A 20,072-nucleotide genomic window follows, 5' to 3' on the forward strand; every position below is an offset into this window, starting at 1 on the left:
TTGCACCTTCTCTTAGCCGTTTACACTAATTGTAATTTTACTAAGCGCTCTGCAATTTGAACAGAATTCCATGCAGCGCCTTTTAATAAGTTATCAGATACGACCCAAAGATGGAATCCTTTATCGTTATTTAAATCTTTACGGATTCTTCCAACGAATACTTCATTTTTACCTACTGCAGTAGCTGGCATTGGATATAACTGCTCTTCTGGATTATCTTGCAGAACAATACCTTCCGCATTTGCAAGTAAGCTCTTGAATTCTTCTACTGTTACACCTTCTTTTTCTACTTCGATGTAAACAGACTCCGAGTGACCTGATACAACTGGTAAACGTACACATGTTGCCGCTACTTCTAATTCAGGCATATGCATAATTTTTTTCGTTTCATTAATCATTTTCATTTCTTCAAACGTAAATCCATTATCTTGGAATTTATCAATCTGTGGAATCGCGTTAAAAGCAATTTGGAAATGTTTTTTATCACCTGATACAGGTAAAACATTTGCCTTCACTTCTTCACCATTTAAGATTGCTTGTGATTGTTCATGAAGTTCTTCAATCGCTGCCGCACCAGCACCTGATACAGCTTGATATGTGGAAACGATTACTCGTTTTAAACCATATTGCTGACGAACTGGCTCAAGAGCTACTACCATTTGAATTGTAGAACAGTTTGGATTTGCAATAATACCATTATGTTCTTTTAAGTCGTTTTCATTTACTTCAGGTACAACAAGTGGCACGTTTTCTGTCATACGGAATGCACTTGTATTATCAACAACAATCGCACCGCGTTTTGCTGCTTCTGGCGCTAATTGTTTTGATACAGATCCACCAGCACTAAATAGTGCGATATCTACTCCTTCAAAACTTTCAGGAGTTGCCTCTTGAACTGTAAATTCTTCGCCTTTAAATACAAGTTTCTTACCTGCAGATCGTTTAGATGAAAGTAACGTTAACTTCCCGATTGGAAATTCTCGTTTCTCTAAAGTATTTAACATTTGTTCACCAACTGCGCCGGTTGCTCCAACTACAGCGACATGAAAAGTTTTTTGCTTTTCCATCACTATGCCCCTTTCTAGATACCAATCCTTCTATAACTTAGAATCAGAAGGAGTATACAATACCCCTTCTAATCTTAATAACGTTAATTTTATCATATTCTACAGTAAGAATGATGGTTTCATCAAAAATTGTCCGTTTTTTTTCGTTTTTTAATTCATATATCTGAATTTTTCTACGACAACCGGTTGCAATTGCTTCCCTTGCAGCGCTTCTAACACTGTATCTTCAAGTAGCTCCATGCGAGCTACCATTGAGTTCGGTTTTTTCTCTGGTGCATCTTGACCGAATGGGACGAAGTAGATGTTTTTTGTTGCCATTAGGCGCATGAGGTTGACGCCATTAAGCCCTAAAGCATCATTCGTCGAAACAGCCAACACGACAGGCTTGCCATTTCTTAGCGTCGCTTTTGCTGCCATTAATACTGGAGAGTCTGTCATTGCATTTGCAAATTTACTCATAGAATTTCCTGTTAGTGGTGCAATCACCATACAATCTAGTGGAATTTTAGGTCCTAGTGGTTCTGCACCAACGATGGAATTAATCGCTTTAAAGCCTGTTACTTCTTCAATCTTTTTAATCCACTCTGCTCCTTCGCCAAATCTCGTATTTGTTGATTGAACAGTGTAAGAAACAACGGGGCGTACTTCTGCTCCCTCAGCAATTAATTTTTCTAAATGAGGCATTACTTCTTCGTACGTACAATGTGAACCAGTAAAACCAAATCCTATTCTTTTCCCTTTTAAGTTCATTCCCCATTCTCCTTTCTTGCTATTACGTCTTCTGCTAGTAACTGAGAAAGAACGTTCGCTAAAATTTGTCCTGCTGTTTTTGGAGCAACAATACCTGGTAATCCAGGTGCTAACAGCGCTTTGACTCCTCTTTTTTCCGCATATCTAAAGTCGGTACCACCTGGTTTAGAAGCTAAATCAATTACTAACGTATGAGCTGGCATTTTTGAAATGACATTCGCTGTCACGACGAGATGCGGAATTGTATTAATGACAATATCGATATTTCCTACTTCTTTCTCAATGTTTTGCATATGAAAAGGAGAAAACATCATTTCTGTAATACGTGCAATATGTTCCGATCGTCTTGCTCCAACTTTGACATGGGCTCCTAATGATTGAAATGCTCTGGCAACACTCATCCCTGTTCTACCAAATCCTAAAACCATTACATTGGAACCATGAATTGTATAGTCGGTATGTTGAATTACCATCATTAATGTACCTTCTACAGTTGGAATAGAATTGTAGATTGCCACATCATCACGATCAAATAATTTAACAAGTTTGCGGTTTGTAGTAGATACGAGATTTTCCAAGTAAGGCGTACCAATACCTGAATATATAGTAAAGTGTTCTGGTGTATTTTCAATTTGTTCTTTCGTTATAGAAACTTTTTCGTTTGAAAAAATAGTATCTACTTCTCCCTTGGCATTTGTGCCTGCAACTGGCAAAATAATTGCATCTACAGAAGTGAAATCTAAATTTTGTATACTTTCTTTTGCTGCCCCTGTGAAGCCATGATCTAACTGATCAAACCCTATCAATGAAAGTTTCGCATCCAATTCAACTAGCTTGCGAATTACTTCTAGCTGTCTTGCATCTCCTCCTATGACAGCAATATGCATCTCAGTCAACATTCCCTAATTCACCTTCTTTTTCTGTCATTTATAAGAAAAGTGCCTACTTTTTCTTTTTCCTCCACATCATATGTAATGTACGAGTTTTAGGTGATTGAAAAACAAAAAGCACGTATGATTTATCCCGCTATTTGTACGCAGTTAGACCCCACCTCAAAATTCGGCATATGAGAGGACATTATACGGGAAATTGATTTCCGGTATAAGCTCGATTCATGTGAGCTTTTACTCAGCGGCGAATGAACAAAAAAAGATGACCAAAATGGCCATCTTTCAATTCGAATTTGAACGATCCGTAATATCACAAAGGATCATATCATGCCCCACTTTCTTAATTTGACTCCACGTTACTCTTACTTCTTGTGGTTCCTTTTTAAAACCTCCCCATTTCCCAGCCGGTATGATAAGAGCCTGTATTTGCCCATTCTTCTCATCGATTTCTAAATCCACATGGCCTAAAACTCCCATTTTTTCTGCTCTTTCTAAATTTACGATTTCTTTACCACTTAATTCGCTTAAACGCATACACTCTCCCCCTACCGAATTATGAATTTAAGTTATCCATAATTAGTACCTATTCTGTATATCAAAAAAAAATAACCGTATCTCTTTTAAAAGAGATACGGTTATTTTTACATACTTCATATAAAGCAATTATAGTTTTATTCCTTTTGGAAGTTTTCCATCTGGACTAATTAATGCTGCAGAGAATTCATCTGTAAACATGTTACGAATTAACTCATCAACATTTTCTTTTGTTACTGTGTTTACACTTTCAATAATCTCATCAAGTGAACGATGCTTACGAAGTAGCAATTCATTTTTACCATTACGGCTCATACGGCTATTCGTACTTTCTAAACTTAACATTAAGTTTCCTTTTAATTGCTCTTTACTATTAATAAGCTCTTTTTCTGTAATACCTGTATTTTTCAATGTGTCTAATGTTTCTTGCATTGTTTCATACAGTGTATCTAATTGTTGGCTACCTGTTCCACCATACAGTGTTAACATACCTGTATCTTCATAAGAAGAATGGTAAGAAAATACTGAATAGGCTAACCCGCGTTGCTCACGTACTTCTTGGAATAAACGGCTACTCATACTACCGCCTAAAACGTTATTTAATACAATTAAGTTATAAATATCTTCGTGTCCCATTTGTAAGCCTTTATATCCTAAACATAAATGAGCTTGTTCTGTTTCCTTTTTACGTGCTACTTTATTAAAATGGAAAATTGGGCTATGTACTTGTTCACGGTTTGTTGTTCCTTCATAACTACCGAAATATTGCTCTACCGTTTGTAAGAAGGCTTCATCAATATTTCCTGCAACTGAAACAACTACATTTTCAGGTGTGTAATGATCCTTAATATATTGGCGTAGCGTATCACCTGTAAACGTATCAAGCGTTTCTTCTGTTCCTAAAATAGGATATCCAAGTGGATGCGTTTCATATGTTGCTTTCGTTAACATATCATGCACAATATCATCTGGAGCATCTTCATACATTTTAATTTCTTCACATACGACATTCTTCTCTTTTTTCAGTTCTTCCTCATCAAATGTTGAATTAAAGAACATATCTGCTAATACATCTAAAGCATATTTAGCATGCTCATCTAGCACTTTTGCATAGTAACAAGTGTATTCTTTTGAAGTAAAAGCATTCACTTGCCCACCAATGCTATCAAATGATTCTGCAATTTCGCGTGCACTACGTGTTTCTGTCCCTTTAAAGAACATATGCTCTAAAAAGTGAGAAACCCCATTATTTTTTTCATTTTCATTTCTTGATCCTGCATGGATCCAAATACCAATCGCAACCGATCTTACGGTTGGTATATTCTCCATAACGATTCTTACACCATTTTTACAAGTATATTTTTTAATCAAAAACTTTCCTCCTACTGCCAGTTTCTCTAAATAAGTGCTATTATTTAATGATAACAAGTTTAAGGATGAATGTCATGCAAATGTATTTAATCCACACGTTTTTCATCCAGTAATTCTGTTATATTCCCTACTTTATATCCTTGTTCCTTCAATTTTGTAATCATTGTATCTAATGCTTCTGCTGTAGATGAAGTTGGATGCATTAATACGATAGCACCTGGATGTATTTTTCTCATCACTCTCTGCAATAGTACATCTGGATCTGGTCGCTTCCAATCAATTGTATCTACAGTCCACATAATCGTTCCCATTTGGAAATCATCTGCAATTTTCACGACTTCATCCCGAAAACTTCCACTCGGCGGAGCAAACCATCTTACCTTTTGATTCGTAGCTGCTTCGATCATTCGATTTGTTTTTTGTAACTGATCTCGTATTTCATCAGAAGATAGCGTTTTCATATTAGGATGTGTGTAAGAATGATTTCCAACTTCTTGATTTGCATCGACAATCATTTTTGCAAATCGTAAATTTTCTTTCACCCAACGTCCTTCTAAAAAGAAAGTCGCCTTCACATCATGTTTTTTCAATATTTCTAATATACGAGGCAAATACTCGTTTCCCCACGCCACATTTATTGTTAATCCCACCATCTTTTTATTTGGATGTCCCCTATAAATTGGGGCTGGTGATAAATCTTCTAAGTGGACACCCGGTGATACTTCCCTAAATTCTAGATATTTTTGATCAAATTTCTTTAGCTTCTTCATATTATTATAGGATGCTTCGATATCAACTTTTCTTCCATTATATCCCGGTGTTGATTTCCATATTTTATCAATCATCGCATTTTGAGGTGCAATCTCATATTGTTTTGCATATTTTTGAATTTCTTCATACAAATTATCCTGTGCAAAAACGGAATAAGAGCCTACACTGACATATAAAAAGAATATACATATGTATGCCAATATACGAGCTTTCATATAAACCCTCCCATTAACTATATAAAAACCTTTTTTCTTCTTATCTTTGTTAATTTGAGCGTTATAATGAAAACTATACCTATACTGACATAAAAATATATATAAACCATATTTTTTACATAACAAAAAAAGCCAGTTTAACTGGCTTTTACTTATTGCTGCTCTTGTTTGTTTTCTTCTTTAGCAGCTTCTTTTTCTTGCTCTTCTTTTAGCAATACTTTTCTAGATAGATTCACGCGACCTTGCTTGTCAATCTCGATAACTTTAACTGTAATTACATCACCGATTTTCACAACGTCTTCTACTTTACCTACACGCTCAAGTGCAAGTTCAGAAATGTGCACTAATCCGTCTTTACCGCTGAATAATTCAACGAAAGCACCGAATTTCTCAACACGTTTCACTTTTCCTTCGTAGATTTCACCTACTTGTACTTCGCGAACGATATCTTCGATAATTTTCTTAGCTTTGTCATTCATTTCTTGATTTATTGAAGAAATGAATACTGTACCATCTTGCTCGATGTCAATTTTAACGCCAGTTTCTTCAATAATTTTATTGATTTGTTTACCGCTCGGCCCAATAACGTCACGGATTTTATCTGGGTTAATTGTCATTGTAATGATCTTTGGAGCATAAGCTGATAATTCAGTACGTGGCTCTGCAATAACAGATAACATATGATTTAGAATGTGCACACGACCAACTTTCGCCTGTTGTAATGCCTCTTCTAAAATTTCACGAGATAGACCATCGATTTTAATGTCCATTTGCAGTGCAGTTACACCTTTTGCTGTACCTGCTACTTTAAAGTCCATATCACCTAAATGATCTTCCATACCTTGAATATCAGATAAAATTGTGTAATGCTCACCAGTTTTAACTAGACCCATTGCAATACCTGCAACTGGAGCTTTAAGTGGAACACCAGCATCCATCATTGCTAAAGTACTACCACAAATACTTGCTTGTGAAGTAGAACCATTTGATTCTAAAACTTCAGATACAAGACGTACTGTATATGGGAAATCTTTTTCAGATGGAATTACAGGCTCAAGAGCACGTTCTCCTAGTGCACCGTGACCAATTTCACGACGACCTGGTCCACGCATCGGTCTTGTTTCACCAACACTAAATGATGGGAAATTGTAATGGTGCATAAAGCGTTTTGATTCTTCTACACCAAGACCATCTAAAATTTGCACATCACCTAATGCACCTAATGTACAAATACTTAATGCTTGTGTTTGTCCACGTGTGAATAAACCAGAACCGTGTGTACGAGATAAAATACCAACCTCTGATGCTAATGGACGGATTTCGTCACCTTTACGGCCATCTGGGCGGATTTTTTCAACTGTAATAAGACGACGTACTTCTTCTTTTACAATTTTATATAAAATCTCACTTACTTGTCCTAATGTATCAGCGTCAGCTTCCTGCGCTTCGTAATGCTCAATTACACGCTTTTTCACTTCGTTAATTGCATCTTCACGTGCATGTTTCTCATGTACTTGAATTGCAGAATGCATATCCTTCTCAGACATTTCACGTACAGCTTGATTAAGATCAGCGTCAACTTCATAAAGTTTCACTTCTGTTTTCTCTTTACCTACAGCTTGTACAATCTCTTCTTGGAATGCAATTAGACGTTTAATTTCGTCATGTCCAAACATAATTGCTTCTAACATTGTTTCTTCAGGCACTTGATCTGCTCCTGCTTCAACCATGTTAATTGCATCTTTCGTACCAGCCACAACAAGGTGAATATCACTTTGTTCTTGCTGTTCTACTGTTGGATTAATAACGAATTCGCCGTTAATACGACCAACTGTTGCACCCGCGATTGGGCCTTCAAATGGAATATCTGAAATCGATAACGCTAATGAAGAACCAAGCATAGCTGCCATTTCAGAAGAACAATCTTGATCAACACTCATTACAATGCTGACAACTTGTACTTCGTTACGGAAACCATCTGCGAAAAGTGGACGAATTGGACGGTCGATTAAACGACTTGCCAAAATTGCTTTTTCACTCGGACGACCTTCACGTTTAATGAAACCGCCAGGAATTTTTCCGACTGCATATAAACGCTCTTCATAGTTTACTGTAAGTGGGAAGAAATCTACATTTTTTGGTTCTTTTGATGCAGTTGCTGTAGATAGAACCGCTGTATCGCCATATCTTACTAATACTGCTCCGTTCGCTTGCTTCGCAAGCTGACTTGTTTCAACTGTTAGCTGGCGACCAGCTAAATCTATCGAGAAGACTTGCTTTTCTTGACTCATTTAAGTACCCCTCTCAATTTAAAGTATTCAATTCTTCTATGTAAATGGATAGTATATCACAATATTCTACCTCTAGTATTACCGAAAATGAAGTAAGCTATAAAGGGTAGAAGATATATTTTTACCTAACAAAAAAGCGGGAATATTCCCGCTTCTTTGACTATCGACGTAAGCCAAGCTTTGTGATTAATTCACGGTAACGTGTGATATCGCTATTACGAAGGTAAGTTAGTAAGTTACGACGTTTACCAACCATCTTTAATAGACCACGACGTGAATGATGATCTTTCTTGTGAGTACGTAAGTGCTCGTTTAGAGTGTTAATTTGCTCCGTTAGGACAGCAATTTGAACCTCTGGAGAACCAGTATCAGTCTCATGAGTTCTAAATTGTGCAATGATTTCATTTTTACGCTCTTGTGTTAAAGCCATCCTATTTCACCTCCTATTAATTAAACCCCCAATTACCTAGCAAGCGTCGGTGAGTCGCAATGCCAAGCAATGGTTGTCATAAAGTACATAACATAGAATACTACTTTTCATTTGAAAAAGCAAGTATATTCTTTTCGTTCGCAAAATATTCTTGTGCTGTTTTCTTATCTTTTGCAATTTGTTCAACTAATTCTTCGATGCCATTGAATTTCTTCTCTTCTCTTATACGCATATGCCACTCTACTGTAACGTTTTGATCATATATGTCTTTGTTAAATTCAAATAAGTGCACTTCAATAGATAATTGACGCTCATCTTCTTTAAAAGTTGGTTTATATCCAATATTACATACACCATCGTACCATTCATCGTGAACTTTTAATCTCACTGCATAAACACCTACAGGTGGTAATAGATACTCATCACTTAAACCTACATTAGCTGTGGGAAAACCAATTTGGCATCCACGCTTATCACCGTGTACAACCGTTCCCCCTACTGTATATGCTCTACCTAAAATAGATGGAATTTGTTCCATTTCGCCATTTCGAATTAACTTTCGTAATGCTGTAGAACTTACTTTCTCTTCTTGAAATTCAACTTTTTCAATCACAGTCTGTGTAAACTCCCCTCTTGCATGAAATGGTAAAGTCTCCATCTTTCCTTTTCCTAAACGTCCATATGAATAATCAAAACCTGCTACTACATGCTTTACATTCAAACCAATAATATAATCATCTACAAATTGTTGTGGCAATAAGCCTGCAAACGATTCATCAAATTTAATAACATATAATATATCGATCCCTAAGTTTTCGACTATTTTTTCTTTATCACACATTGGTGTAATATACTCCGCATGCGCTTCCTTTTTTCCTAAAACAACAGATGGGTGCGGATAAAATGTCATAACTGCACTTTTATATCCTCGTTCATCAGCTATTTGTTTCGCAGTTCGAATCACACATTGATGTCCTAAATGAATGCCATCAAAAAATCCTAATGCCATTACAGTAGGTGGTAATTCTACTTTTTTTTGTTCATGTGGATGAGTTAAATGAATAAGTTTCACGCTTGAATTCACCTTTTTCTGTAATAATCCTTCCAATAATTCATTATAGCTTTAGTTCTTGATTATTCACAAGTACTTTCATCGGCTTTAGCATACCAGGGTGTTTTGGATGGTGCTCAAAAATTGCAAGGCAGCGATCATTTTTATCAAACACTGTTATAAATGGCGCTGTTATTTGCAATTCATTTTTTAAGAACATACCATTCTTTATTTTCTCTGCTTGCTTTTCATCTACAACCATTTTCGGGAACTTACTTAACGCCTCATCAATTGAAATGAAGATAGACTCTACTGTTCCATTTTGCACGTTTTCTTCAATTTCTTCAAATGATATGCAATCTTCTAATAAAAATTCACCAGAAGCTGTTCTTACAAGGTGAGACATATGTGATGGAAAACCAAGTTTTTCACCAATCATTACTGCTAACGTTCTTACATATGTCCCTTTACTACACGTTACACGGAAACGGAATGAAATATTTTCCCCCTCAAACACTTCACGGTCATCTAGTAATACAAATTCATGAATTGTAATTGTACGAACTGGACGTTCAACTTCTTGTCCTGCTCTTGCATATTCATATAATTTTTTCCCGTTAACTTTTACAGCTGAAAACATCGGAGGCATTTGTTCAATCGTACCTGTTAATGCAGCAAGAACCCCCTCTATTTCCTTACGAGTAATAACACGATCTACATTTTTCGTTTCAACAACTTCACCAGAAGCATCTTCAGTTGTCGTTGAAAATCCAAGTGTTACTTCACCTTCATAAGTTTTCGTCTCACTTGTTAAAAATTGTGCAATCTTCGTTGCTCGTCCTACACAAATAGGTAATACTCCTGTTACATCTGGATCTAATGTTCCTGTATGACCAATTCGTTTCTCACGCAATATCTTTCTTAATTTAAATACACAATCATGTGATGTCATGCCTTTTGGCTTATGTAATAATACTACACCTTCCATATATGTTCACCTCGTCATAATTCTTTCATAGTAGTTATCCGAAATTAATTTTGCATTGAAAAAATGGATAGACAAATGTCTATCCATTATTCTTCACGTTTACCGTCTTTATTAATTTGATGTAAAAGTGTATCAATTCGATGACCATATCCGATAGACTCATCAAACTCAAAGGAAATTTCCGGTGTTTTACGAAGACGAATACGCTGGCCAATTTCTGAACGAATGAAGCCTTTTGCCTTCGCTAAACCTTTTAATGTACTTTCTTTCTGTTCCTCATCACCTAAAACAGAAATATATACTGTAGCAATTTGTAAATCTCCACTCACTTGTACATCTGTTACTGTAACAAATCCAACACGTGGATCTTTAATTTTACGACTGATGATGTCGCCTAATTCTTTTTTCATTTGCTCGCCTACACGGTTTGCACGTAATTTCATAACTCTTCACCTCATTCAATACCATTCCAATTGTGTTATTGTACGTTCAATTTCAGGAAATGAATCGATGTACTCGAGTACACGATTCATTTCTTTTTCACAAATAACACGATTAGAGGATACAGAAACAATTGCAATTTCTGTACGTTGCCATACATCTTGATGCCCTACTTCTGAAACAGCTACATTATAACGCTGCTTCACACGAGTTAGCACCCGTTGCAAAATTGCTCGTTTCTCTTTTAAAGAATGCACATCGTAAATCATACACTCGAATGAGAGTGAAGCGATAATCATCGCTTCACTTCTTCCATAATGTACGCTTCAATGATGTCCCCTTCTTTAAGATCATTATATCTCTCAATTGTAATACCACACTCATAGTTTTGTGCAACTTCTTTTACGTCATCTTTGAAACGTTTTAACGTATCAAGTTGTCCTTCGAAAATTACTACGCCATCACGGATAATACGCACGCCACTATCACGTGTAATTTTACCGTCAATTACGTAACAACCTGCGATTGTTCCAACTTTTGTTACTTTGAATGTTTGGCGTACTTCCGCTTGACCGATTACTTTTTCTTCGAATTCTGGATCCAGCATACCTTGCATTGCTGATTCGATTTCTTCGATTACTTTATAGATAATACGGTGTAAACGAACATCAACATTCTCTAATTCAGCTGTACGCTTCGCATTCACATCAGGGCGTACGTTAAATCCAATTACAATTGCATTAGATGCAGAAGCTAAAATAACATCAGATTCTGTAATCGCACCTACGCCTGTATGGATAATTTTAACTTTAACACCTTCAACATCAATTTTACGAAGTGACGCTGCCATTGCTTCTACAGAACCTTGTACGTCTGCTTTCACAATTAAGTTAATTTCTTTTACATCGCCTTCTTGGATTTGTTGGAATAAATCTTCAAGGCTTAATTTAGATTTTTCACCACGTTGAGCAACTAACGCTTCTTGTGCACGTGATTCACCGATTTGACGAGCTTTCTTCTCATCAGCGAATGCCATGAAACGATCTCCCGCTTGTGGTACTTCGTTTAAACCTGTAATTTCAACAGGAGTTGATGGACCAGCAACTTTTACACGACGACCAATATCACTTACCATTGCACGAACACGTCCGAATGAAGTACCAACAACGATTGGATCTCCAACTCGAAGTGTACCGTTTTGAACAAGTAATGTCGCGATAGTTCCTTTACCTTTATCAAGCTGTGCTTCGATTACAGTACCAGTTGCATAGCGGTTTGGATTTGCTTTATATTCTTCTACTTCACTTACAAGAAGGATCATTTCTAGTAAGTTGTCAATTCCTTCACCTTGAATTGCAGAAATTGGTACGAAAATTGTATCTCCGCCCCAAGCTTCTGGAACTAATTCATATTCTGTTAATTCTTGCATTACACGATCAGGATTTGCCGCTGGTTTATCCATTTTATTCACAGCTACAATAATTGGTACTCCAGCTGCTTTCGCATGGCTAATCGCTTCAACTGTTTGTGGCATAACACCGTCATCAGCTGCAACAACAAGGATTGTAATATCCGTTACTTGCGCACCACGAGCACGCATCGTTGTAAATGCCGCGTGACCAGGCGTATCTAAGAATGTAATCTTCTTGTCATTTACTTCAACTTGGTATGCACCAATATGCTGAGTAATTCCACCTGCTTCGCCTGCAGTTACTTTTGAATTACGGATAGAGTCAAGTAAAGTTGTTTTACCATGGTCAACGTGCCCCATAATTGTAACTACAGCTGGACGCTCTTTTAAGTTCTCTTCATCATCTTGCTCATCGATGAACGTTTCAAATTCAGTTTCACTTACAACTACTTCTTCTTCTACTTCAATACCATAATCAGTAGCAATTAACTCAATTGTATCTTTATCTAAGTCTTGGTTAATTGTTGCCATAATTCCAAGCATAAAGAGCTTCTTAATAATTTCAGACGGCTCTTTGCTTAATTTTTTAGCAAGCTCACCTACTGTAAGACTTCCAGAGAAAGTAAGTTTATCTGGTGTTTCTACAATTTGTGTTTGTTGTCTTCCAGCAAAGTTATCTTGACGTTTGTCTTCATTTCCTTTGCCTTTTTTCTTTTTCTTATTGCTGTTCTTTTTACTACGAACAACTTTTTCTTCTACTTCAAACTCATCTGCAACAGAAGGTTTTTCAGTTTGGTACGCATTATCTAATTTGTTTACTACTTCATCGTCTAACATTGTCATATGATTCGAAACCTCGATATTCATTTCTTTTAGTTTTGTCATAAGATCTTTACTTGAGATATTATGTTGTTTTGCATATTCATGCACTCGAATTTTACTCATACCTTCACCCCCGGTAATTTGTATCGAGCATGCTACGCAGCTTTTTCGCAAAGCCCTCATCTAACACAGCTACAACGACTCGCTCGTCTCTCCCAATCGCATGCCCTAATTGTTGTCGATTTTCGACCTTTCTCATTGGTACGTTGTAATACGTCGCTTTATCCGTGATGCGTTTTGTAGTATTTGCTGACGCATCTTCAGATAGCAATACAAGTTTTGCTTTGCCACTTCGTACTTCTTTTAAAACAAGTTCTTCACCCGAAATAATTTTCCGAGCCCGGTTTGCTAGTCCTAAAAACGATTTCCAATCGGACACTTATTTCGACTCCTTCTCAACAAGCTCAAGAAGCTCTTCGTATAGAGAACCGTCGATTTTCGCTTTTAGATGATGTTCCAAAACATTTTTCTTTTGGGCTTGAAGAATACTTTCTTTATCTTTTGATAAATAAGCACCTCGTCCTGATTTCTTTCCAGTTAAATCAATGGACACTTCTCCCTCTTTGGAACGAACAATGCGAACGAGCTCTCGTTTTGATTTCATTTCTTGCGTTGCAACACATTTTCGTAACGGAACTTTTCGATTGCTCATACTCATCACCTCTATTCGATTTCGTCTTCAACTGAATCGAATCCGAATGCGATTACGCTATCTTCTTCTGTTACAATACCAAGTTGTTTCGCATCAGACTCACTCTTAATATCAATTTTCCAACCTGTTAATTTAGCTGCAAGACGTGCATTTTGTCCACGCTTACCAATAGCTAATGACAGTTGGTGGTCTGGAACAACAACTGTTGTTGCTTTTTCTTCTTCATCTACAAGCACTTTAACAACTTGTGATGGGCTTAAAGCATTTGCAACATATTCTACTGGATCATTTGACCAGCGAACGATGTCAATCTTTTCGCCTTTTAATTCGTCTACAATGCGTTGTACACGTTGTCCTTTCGGTCCTACACAAGAACCTACTGGATCAACATCAATGTTCTCTGCATGTACAGAAATTTTAGAACGATCGCCAGCTTCACGTGCTACAGAACGAATTTCAACAGTTCCATCATAAATTTCAGGAACTTCCATTTCGAATAAACGTTTTAAAAGACCAGGATGTGTACGTGATACGTAAATTTGTGGTCCTTTCGTTGTTTTTTCTACTTTCGTAATGAATACGCGAATACGATCATGTGGTTTGTACTGTTCGTTTGGCATTTGCTCACTTACAGGTAATAAAGCTTCTACTTTCCCTAAGCTTACATAGATGAAACGAGCATCTTGACGTTGTACAATACCCACCATGATATCTTCTTCACGGTCACTAAACTCAGAGTAAATAACACCACGCTCTGCTTCGCGCACTCGTTGTGTTACAACCTGTTTTGCAGTTTGTGCTGCAATACGACCGAAATCTTTTGGTGTTACTTCAATTTCTAGTACGTCACCATCTTGATAGTTTGGATTAATTTGTCTTGCTTCTTCAACAGAAATTTCAAGACGTGGATCAAACACATTATCAACAACATCTTTACGTGCTAATACTTGAATTGTTCCCACTTCTGGGTTAAAGCTCACACGAACGTTTTGTGCTTGGTTAAAATTGCGTTTATAAGCAGAGATTAACGCTGCTTCAATCGCATCAATAATAATATCTTTGCTAATTCCTTTTTCTGACTCTAATACGAGCAAGGCATCTAACAACTCAGTGCTCATGAAGATCCCCCTTCTAACTAAAACGTAACAGCAAGTCGCGCATTTGCAACTTTATCCATTGGAATTTGGATTTCTTTTTTACGTGTTTTAATTGTTAATAATAGTGTAATTGTAGTACCATCGTAGGAAAGTAGCTTTCCTTCAAACATTTTTTCACCATCAATCGGCTCATATGTTTTAATTGCCACTTGTTTTCCTACCGCTTGCTGGAAGTCTTTCTCTTTCTTTAATGGGCGTTCCGCTCCAGGAGATGATACATCCAAAAAGTAAAGATGAGGAATTGGATCCTCTTTATCTAAAGCTTCGCTTAAACGTTCACTTACCGCACCGCATTCTTCAATGTCGACTCCCTTTTCAGAATCGATGAATACGCGTAAGAACCAGTCTTGTCCTTCTTGCACATACTCTACATCTACAAGTTCAAGATTTAACTCTTCAACGATCGGCTGCGCAAATGCTTCTACAACTTCTGTGACTTTCTTATCCATAAACAGCCTCCTTCCTGCCGCCATGTACCATTTACAAGAAAAGACCCCGTTCATAAAAACGGTCCATCTTATTCTTTCTCGTTAGCTAACAAAAGCCCCTGCCGTTTAGCAGGGAATATCTGTCTTAGTATTACCAAATTTAAGAAGTAAAACTTGTAACAAAATATGTATATACGACAGAAATTTCTTACCTCTCCACATCAATAAAACGTAGATAGTAACACGAAAGAGTGGGTTTCCCCACTCTTTTTTTTACACAATATACATGACATGGTTATCTCGGTTAATAGTATACCATAGCAAATGTTGATTTGCAAAGACTTTTCCTACCTATTAGAACAGTGATAACTGGTTTTGATCCGGTAGATCGCCTAAGCAACCTTGACTATCTAAATACTCAATAATTGTTTTCGAAACCTTACTTCGCTGCTGTAAATCTTCTTTTGATAAGAAATCTCCATTTTTGCGTGCTTCTACAATACTTAAAGCTGCGTTTGTACCCAGTCCAGGCACTGCATTAAATGGAGGAATTAAAGTATCCCCATCAATAATAAATTCTGTTGCATGCGAACGGTATAAATCAACCTTTTGGAATGAGTATCCACGCTCACACATTTCCAGTGTCATTTCTAGTACTGTTAATAAACTTTTCTCTTTCGGCGCTGCATCCAAACCTTTTTGCGCAATTTCATCAATTCTTACACGTATAGATGCTGAACCTTTCGCCATCGCCTCTATATCAAAGTCATCTGCACGAACTGTAAAGTATGCCGCATAGAATAAAAGCGCGAAATGTACTTTAAAGTATGCAATACGTACAGCCATAAGTACGTAAGCAGCCGCATGGGCTTTAGGGAACATGTACTTAATTTTCTTACATGAATCAATATACCAACCTGGTACATTATTACTTTTCATGTCATCTTCCCATTCTTCCGGTACACCTTTACCTTTACGAACTGACTCCATGATTTTGAAGGCTAATGATGGGTCTAAACCTTGATAGATTAAATATACCATGATGTCATCACGACAACCGATAACTTCACTCAGCGTACATGTACCGTTATAAATTAACTCGTTTGCATTACCAAGCCATACGTCTGTACCATGTGATAGTCCAGAAATTTGGACTAACTCAGAGAATGTCGTAGGTTTCGTCTCTTCTAACATCTGCCTTACGAATTTCGTACCAAACTCTGGTATACCAAGTGTACCTGTTTTACAGTTAATTTGTTCTTCCGTTACCCCTAACGTTTCTGGCCCAGAGAAAATTTTCATTACTTCCGGATCGTCTGTCGGAATTGTTTTCGGGTCAATACCACTTAAATCTTGTAGCATACGAATAACAGTCGGATCATCGTGTCCTAGTATATCAAGTTTCAATAAATTATCATGAATGGAGTGAAAATCAAAGTGTGTCGTTCTCCACTCAGCCCCTATTGAATCCGCCGGAAACTGAATTGGTGAGAAATCAAAGATGTCCATGTAATCTGGCACAACGATAATCCCACCTGGATGCTGTCCGGTTGTACGTTTTACGCCTGTACATCCTGCTACTAAGCGGTCAATCTCCGCATTTCGAATCGTTAAATTATGATCGTTTGCATAACCTTTTACATATCCATAAGCAGTTTTTTCCGCAACTGTACCTATTGTACCCGCACGGTATACGTAATCTTCACCGAACAGTACTTTCGTATAGTTATGGGCACGCGGTTGGTATTCCCCGGAAAAATTCAAATCGATATCGGGTACCTTATCTCCTTTAAATCCAAGGAACGTTTCGAACGGAATATCATGTCCATCTTTCACGTATGGAACATTACATGCAGGACACTCTTTATCCGGCAAGTCAAAACCAGAACCTACAGAACCATCATTAAAGAATTCTGATTGCTTACACTTCGGACATACATAGTGTGGTGGTAATGGGTTTACTTCTGTAATTTCCATCATCGTTGCAACGAATGATGAACCTACCGATCCACGCGAACCTACTAAATATCCGTCTACTAACGATTTTTTCACAAGCTTATGTGAAATTAAATAAATTACGGCAAATCCATGCCCAATAATACTTTTTAATTCTTTTTCTAAACGCGCTTCTACAATTTCAGGTAACTCTTCACCATAAATGCTACGCGCCATTTTATAACTCATGTCACGCGTCTCATCATCTGCACCTTCAATTTTCGGTGTATATAGATCATCTTTCACTGGATGAACATCACCAATTAATGATGCAACCTTTTGTGTATTCGTTACAACAATTTCTTTCGCTATGTCTTCACCTAAGAATGAAAAACACTCTAACATTTCATCCGTTGTACGGAAATGTACAGGCGGTAATGAATGTCGGTTTAACGGATTGGCTCCGCCCTGCGAACTGACTAAAATTTTGCGATACATCGCATCCTCTGGGTCTATATAATGCACGTTTCCTGTAGCAACAACTGGTTTATCTAACGTCTCACCTAGTTTTACTAAGTTAGAAATAATTGTTTTTAATTGCCCCTCATCTCGAACAAGTTCACGCTCTACTAAATGACGTAACACCTCTGGAGGCATTACTTCAATGTAATCATAGAACTGCGCAATTTCTTCTACCTCTTCAGGAGCTTTTTGCATCATCGCCTCAAACACTTCACCTTTATCACAAGCCGTTCCTACTAAAATTCCTTCACGATATTTTTTTAATAGTGACCTTGGTACTCGTGGTACACGGTAAAAGTAATTTAGGTGAGAATAGGAAACAAGTTTATATAAATTTTTCAATCCTACATCTGATGTCGCAAGTAACGTCATATGACTTGGACGTCCACGCTTATACGCATCCCCTTGCCCCATGCTATCATTTAATTGATCGTGATATTCAAATCCCTTTTCAATCACATCTTTTAACATTTTCACAAGTAAGTATCCCGTTGCTTCTGTATCATAAATCGCACGGTGATGTTGCGTTAATTCAATATCAAGCTTTTTACACATCGTATTTAATCGATGGTTTTTCATTTCCGGGAATAAGAATCTTGCAAGTTCTAACGTATCAATAACAGGATTATTCGTTTTTTCTAGTCCAGCCTTTTTAAAACCTACGTTAATAAAACCCATATCAAAACTTGCGTTATGAGCAACAAGTGTATGGTCGCCCATCCATTCTTCAAACTTTTTAAACACTTCGTCCACTTCTGGTGCATCCGTTAACATATCATCTGTAATACCTGTTAATTCAATAATCGTCGCAGATAATGGTTGATGTGGATTTGCGAAAGATTCAAAGCGGTCAATAATTTCGCCACCTTTTACTTTTACAGCCGCTAACTCGATAACTGTATCATATACAGCTGATAAACCTGTCGTCTCAACGTCGAAAACAACATACGTTTCCTCTGCAAGTAAACGATGCGCTTCGTTATATGCAATCGGTACACCATCATTAACTAAATTCGCCTCAACACCATATATAACTTTAACCCCAGCCTTTTTACCCGCAGAATATGCCTCTGGGAAAGACTGCGCAACAGCGTGGTCTGTAACAGCAATCGCCTCATGTCCCCATTTACCTGCTTGGGCAACAAGTCTAGAAACAGGAGTAACAGCGTCCATTTGGCTCATCGGTGTGTGAAGATGCAGTTCTACACGTTTTTCACCTTCTGGCGCTTTATCTTTACGAGACGGTCCTGTTATTTCATTTATATCATTTGCAATCATTACTAAATCTCGAACGAATGTATCATTTTGAACAGAACCACGCGCTTTCACCCACATTCCTTTTTTCAAGGATTGCAGCATTGGAATATCTTCTTTGTCACGCGAGAACATTTTGATCATAATTGAATCCGTATAGTCTGTTATTTTTAAAGTTAATAACGTACGGCCGCTACGTAGCTCTTTCGTTTCTACATGAAAGACATACCCTTGAACTGTTTTTCTTCTTTCCTCATCTTGAATTTCTCGCATCGGTGTAATCTCTTCATCCGGCTTAATAAGATATCCGAGTACAACCGGTCCTTCATGCACAACGCTACTTTCTTCAGCTTGCTTCTTCGCCATTTCTTCCATAGCTTGTATAACACGTTCACGATCTTCTTGCTGCGTTTGCTCACGAAACTTTTGCATTTCTTCTGTATTTTGCTGTATATGTGTGTCTAACTGAAAACGCGGGAATCCAAATGTTTCGTATTGATCCCCTACTGGTTTCGCAACGTTTTTCTTTAAAGCAGTAGATTCCAGCTCATTATTCACATTTATTAGCAACTTCACTCCATTCACCTGCGGAAGCTGCTTTTTTAAGTAAGCAAACATAGGTGAAAATGTAATTCGTTCCGTACAAAGTGGCCAATACGCCCTCACTTCTTCTTCTGTAAATTGTTTATTCTCTGTTTCTAATGCAAATGTTGTTCTTGCAATATGAGAAAATGATTGCTTAAGCTTTGTTTCTAGCAATTCATATAATTCTGTAGGCAAAATACGTGGCACTTGTAAATCAAAATGCCAACTTTTATTCGCTTTATCAATAACGAGCCTTTCAATACCACCACCTTGTAAATATTGATTTATAAGGTCGTCTGGTATTTGCAACTGCTGGAGCAAAATTTGAAATCGCTCTTGTTGTTCATTTGTTAAAGACATAAGCACTCTCCTTCCATTTGCTATTATAAATTGAAACGTACTACAAAGAAAGATTTCTCACTTCTTCTTTTACAAAATACGTTTACA

Annotated in this window: 18 protein-coding genes; all 18 read right to left on the reverse strand. The window is 37.2% G+C overall.

Going from position 1 to position 20,072, the window contains the following annotated elements:
- Positions 1-20: 20 nt before the first annotated feature.
- Positions 21-1,067: an aspartate-semialdehyde dehydrogenase gene (gene asd, locus J0835_RS18570; protein WP_000414854.1), complete on the reverse strand. Its 1,047-nt coding sequence runs from the start codon at positions 1,065-1,067 to the stop codon at positions 21-23.
- 150 nt (positions 1,068-1,217) lie between these two features.
- Entirely contained in the window at positions 1,218-1,817 is a 600-nt protein-coding gene (gene dpaB / locus J0835_RS18575; protein ID WP_001049480.1) for a dipicolinate synthase subunit B, read from the reverse strand.
- Positions 1,814-2,716, reverse strand: a complete 903-nt coding sequence (gene dpaA, locus J0835_RS18580) for a dipicolinic acid synthetase subunit A (RefSeq protein ID WP_000954740.1) — start codon at positions 2,714-2,716, stop codon at positions 1,814-1,816. The genes dpaB and dpaA overlap by 4 nt, the downstream gene beginning before the upstream one ends.
- 273 nt (positions 2,717-2,989) lie before the next feature.
- Positions 2,990-3,241: a YlmC/YmxH family sporulation protein gene (locus tag J0835_RS18585; protein WP_087981651.1), complete on the reverse strand. Its 252-nt coding sequence runs from the start codon at positions 3,239-3,241 to the stop codon at positions 2,990-2,992.
- 129 nt (positions 3,242-3,370) lie between these two features.
- The gene (locus tag J0835_RS18590; RefSeq protein ID WP_000593005.1) at positions 3,371-4,612 is read right to left on the reverse strand and encodes a M16 family metallopeptidase; all 1,242 of its coding nucleotides are present in this window, start codon (positions 4,610-4,612) and stop codon (positions 3,371-3,373) included.
- Between the two features lie 86 nt (positions 4,613-4,698).
- Positions 4,699-5,598 (reverse strand): polysaccharide deacetylase family protein, encoded by a 900-nt coding sequence (locus J0835_RS18595; protein ID WP_087981652.1) that lies wholly within the window; start codon positions 5,596-5,598, stop codon positions 4,699-4,701.
- Between the two features lie 152 nt (positions 5,599-5,750).
- On the reverse strand, positions 5,751-7,889 hold the full coding sequence (gene pnp / locus J0835_RS18600; RefSeq protein WP_000076761.1) for a polyribonucleotide nucleotidyltransferase: 2,139 nt from the start codon (positions 7,887-7,889) through the stop codon (positions 5,751-5,753).
- A 160-nt stretch (positions 7,890-8,049) separates the two neighbouring features.
- On the reverse strand, positions 8,050-8,319 hold the full coding sequence (rpsO, locus tag J0835_RS18605; RefSeq protein WP_001229392.1) for a 30S ribosomal protein S15: 270 nt from the start codon (positions 8,317-8,319) through the stop codon (positions 8,050-8,052).
- A 100-nt stretch (positions 8,320-8,419) separates the two neighbouring features.
- Positions 8,420-9,391 carry a bifunctional riboflavin kinase/FAD synthetase gene (ribF, locus tag J0835_RS18610; protein ID WP_087981653.1) on the reverse strand — a complete coding sequence of 324 codons (972 nt, stop codon included), beginning with the start codon at positions 9,389-9,391 and terminating at the stop codon, positions 8,420-8,422.
- 43 nt (positions 9,392-9,434) lie between these two features.
- Positions 9,435-10,358 (reverse strand): tRNA pseudouridine(55) synthase TruB, encoded by a 924-nt coding sequence (gene truB, locus J0835_RS18615; protein WP_087981654.1) that lies wholly within the window; start codon positions 10,356-10,358, stop codon positions 9,435-9,437.
- An 86-nt stretch (positions 10,359-10,444) separates the two neighbouring features.
- A complete protein-coding gene (gene rbfA, locus J0835_RS18620) occupies positions 10,445-10,801 on the reverse strand; it encodes a 30S ribosome-binding factor RbfA (RefSeq protein WP_000776445.1) in 357 nt (118 codons plus the stop codon).
- Between the two features lie 15 nt (positions 10,802-10,816).
- Entirely contained in the window at positions 10,817-11,098 is a 282-nt protein-coding gene (locus J0835_RS18625; RefSeq protein WP_000582364.1) for a DUF503 domain-containing protein, read from the reverse strand.
- Entirely contained in the window at positions 11,095-13,155 is a 2,061-nt protein-coding gene (infB, locus tag J0835_RS18630; RefSeq protein ID WP_087981655.1) for a translation initiation factor IF-2, read from the reverse strand. Before infB ends, J0835_RS18625 begins: the two co-directional genes overlap by 4 nt.
- Positions 13,156-13,159: 4 nt before the next feature.
- Positions 13,160-13,471: a YlxQ family RNA-binding protein gene (locus J0835_RS18635; protein ID WP_001286521.1), complete on the reverse strand. Its 312-nt coding sequence runs from the start codon at positions 13,469-13,471 to the stop codon at positions 13,160-13,162.
- Positions 13,472-13,744, reverse strand: a complete 273-nt coding sequence (rnpM, locus tag J0835_RS18640) for an RNase P modulator RnpM (RefSeq protein WP_000071127.1) — start codon at positions 13,742-13,744, stop codon at positions 13,472-13,474.
- Between the two features lie 11 nt (positions 13,745-13,755).
- On the reverse strand, positions 13,756-14,862 hold the full coding sequence (gene nusA / locus J0835_RS18645) for a transcription termination factor NusA (protein ID WP_000102596.1): 1,107 nt from the start codon (positions 14,860-14,862) through the stop codon (positions 13,756-13,758).
- A gap of 17 nt (positions 14,863-14,879) precedes the next feature.
- Positions 14,880-15,350 carry a ribosome maturation factor RimP gene (rimP, locus tag J0835_RS18650; RefSeq protein ID WP_000359098.1) on the reverse strand — a complete coding sequence of 157 codons (471 nt, stop codon included), beginning with the start codon at positions 15,348-15,350 and terminating at the stop codon, positions 14,880-14,882.
- A 333-nt stretch (positions 15,351-15,683) separates the two neighbouring features.
- Positions 15,684-19,985, reverse strand: coding sequence for a PolC-type DNA polymerase III (locus tag J0835_RS18655; protein ID WP_087981656.1), 4,302 nt, complete (start codon positions 19,983-19,985; stop codon positions 15,684-15,686).
- Between the last annotated feature and the right edge of the window lie 87 nt (positions 19,986-20,072).

It is taken from the genome of Bacillus cereus group sp. Sample62 (assembly GCF_036851315.1).
Taxonomy (GTDB): Bacteria; Bacillota; Bacilli; order Bacillales; family Bacillaceae_G; genus Bacillus_A; species Bacillus_A wiedmannii.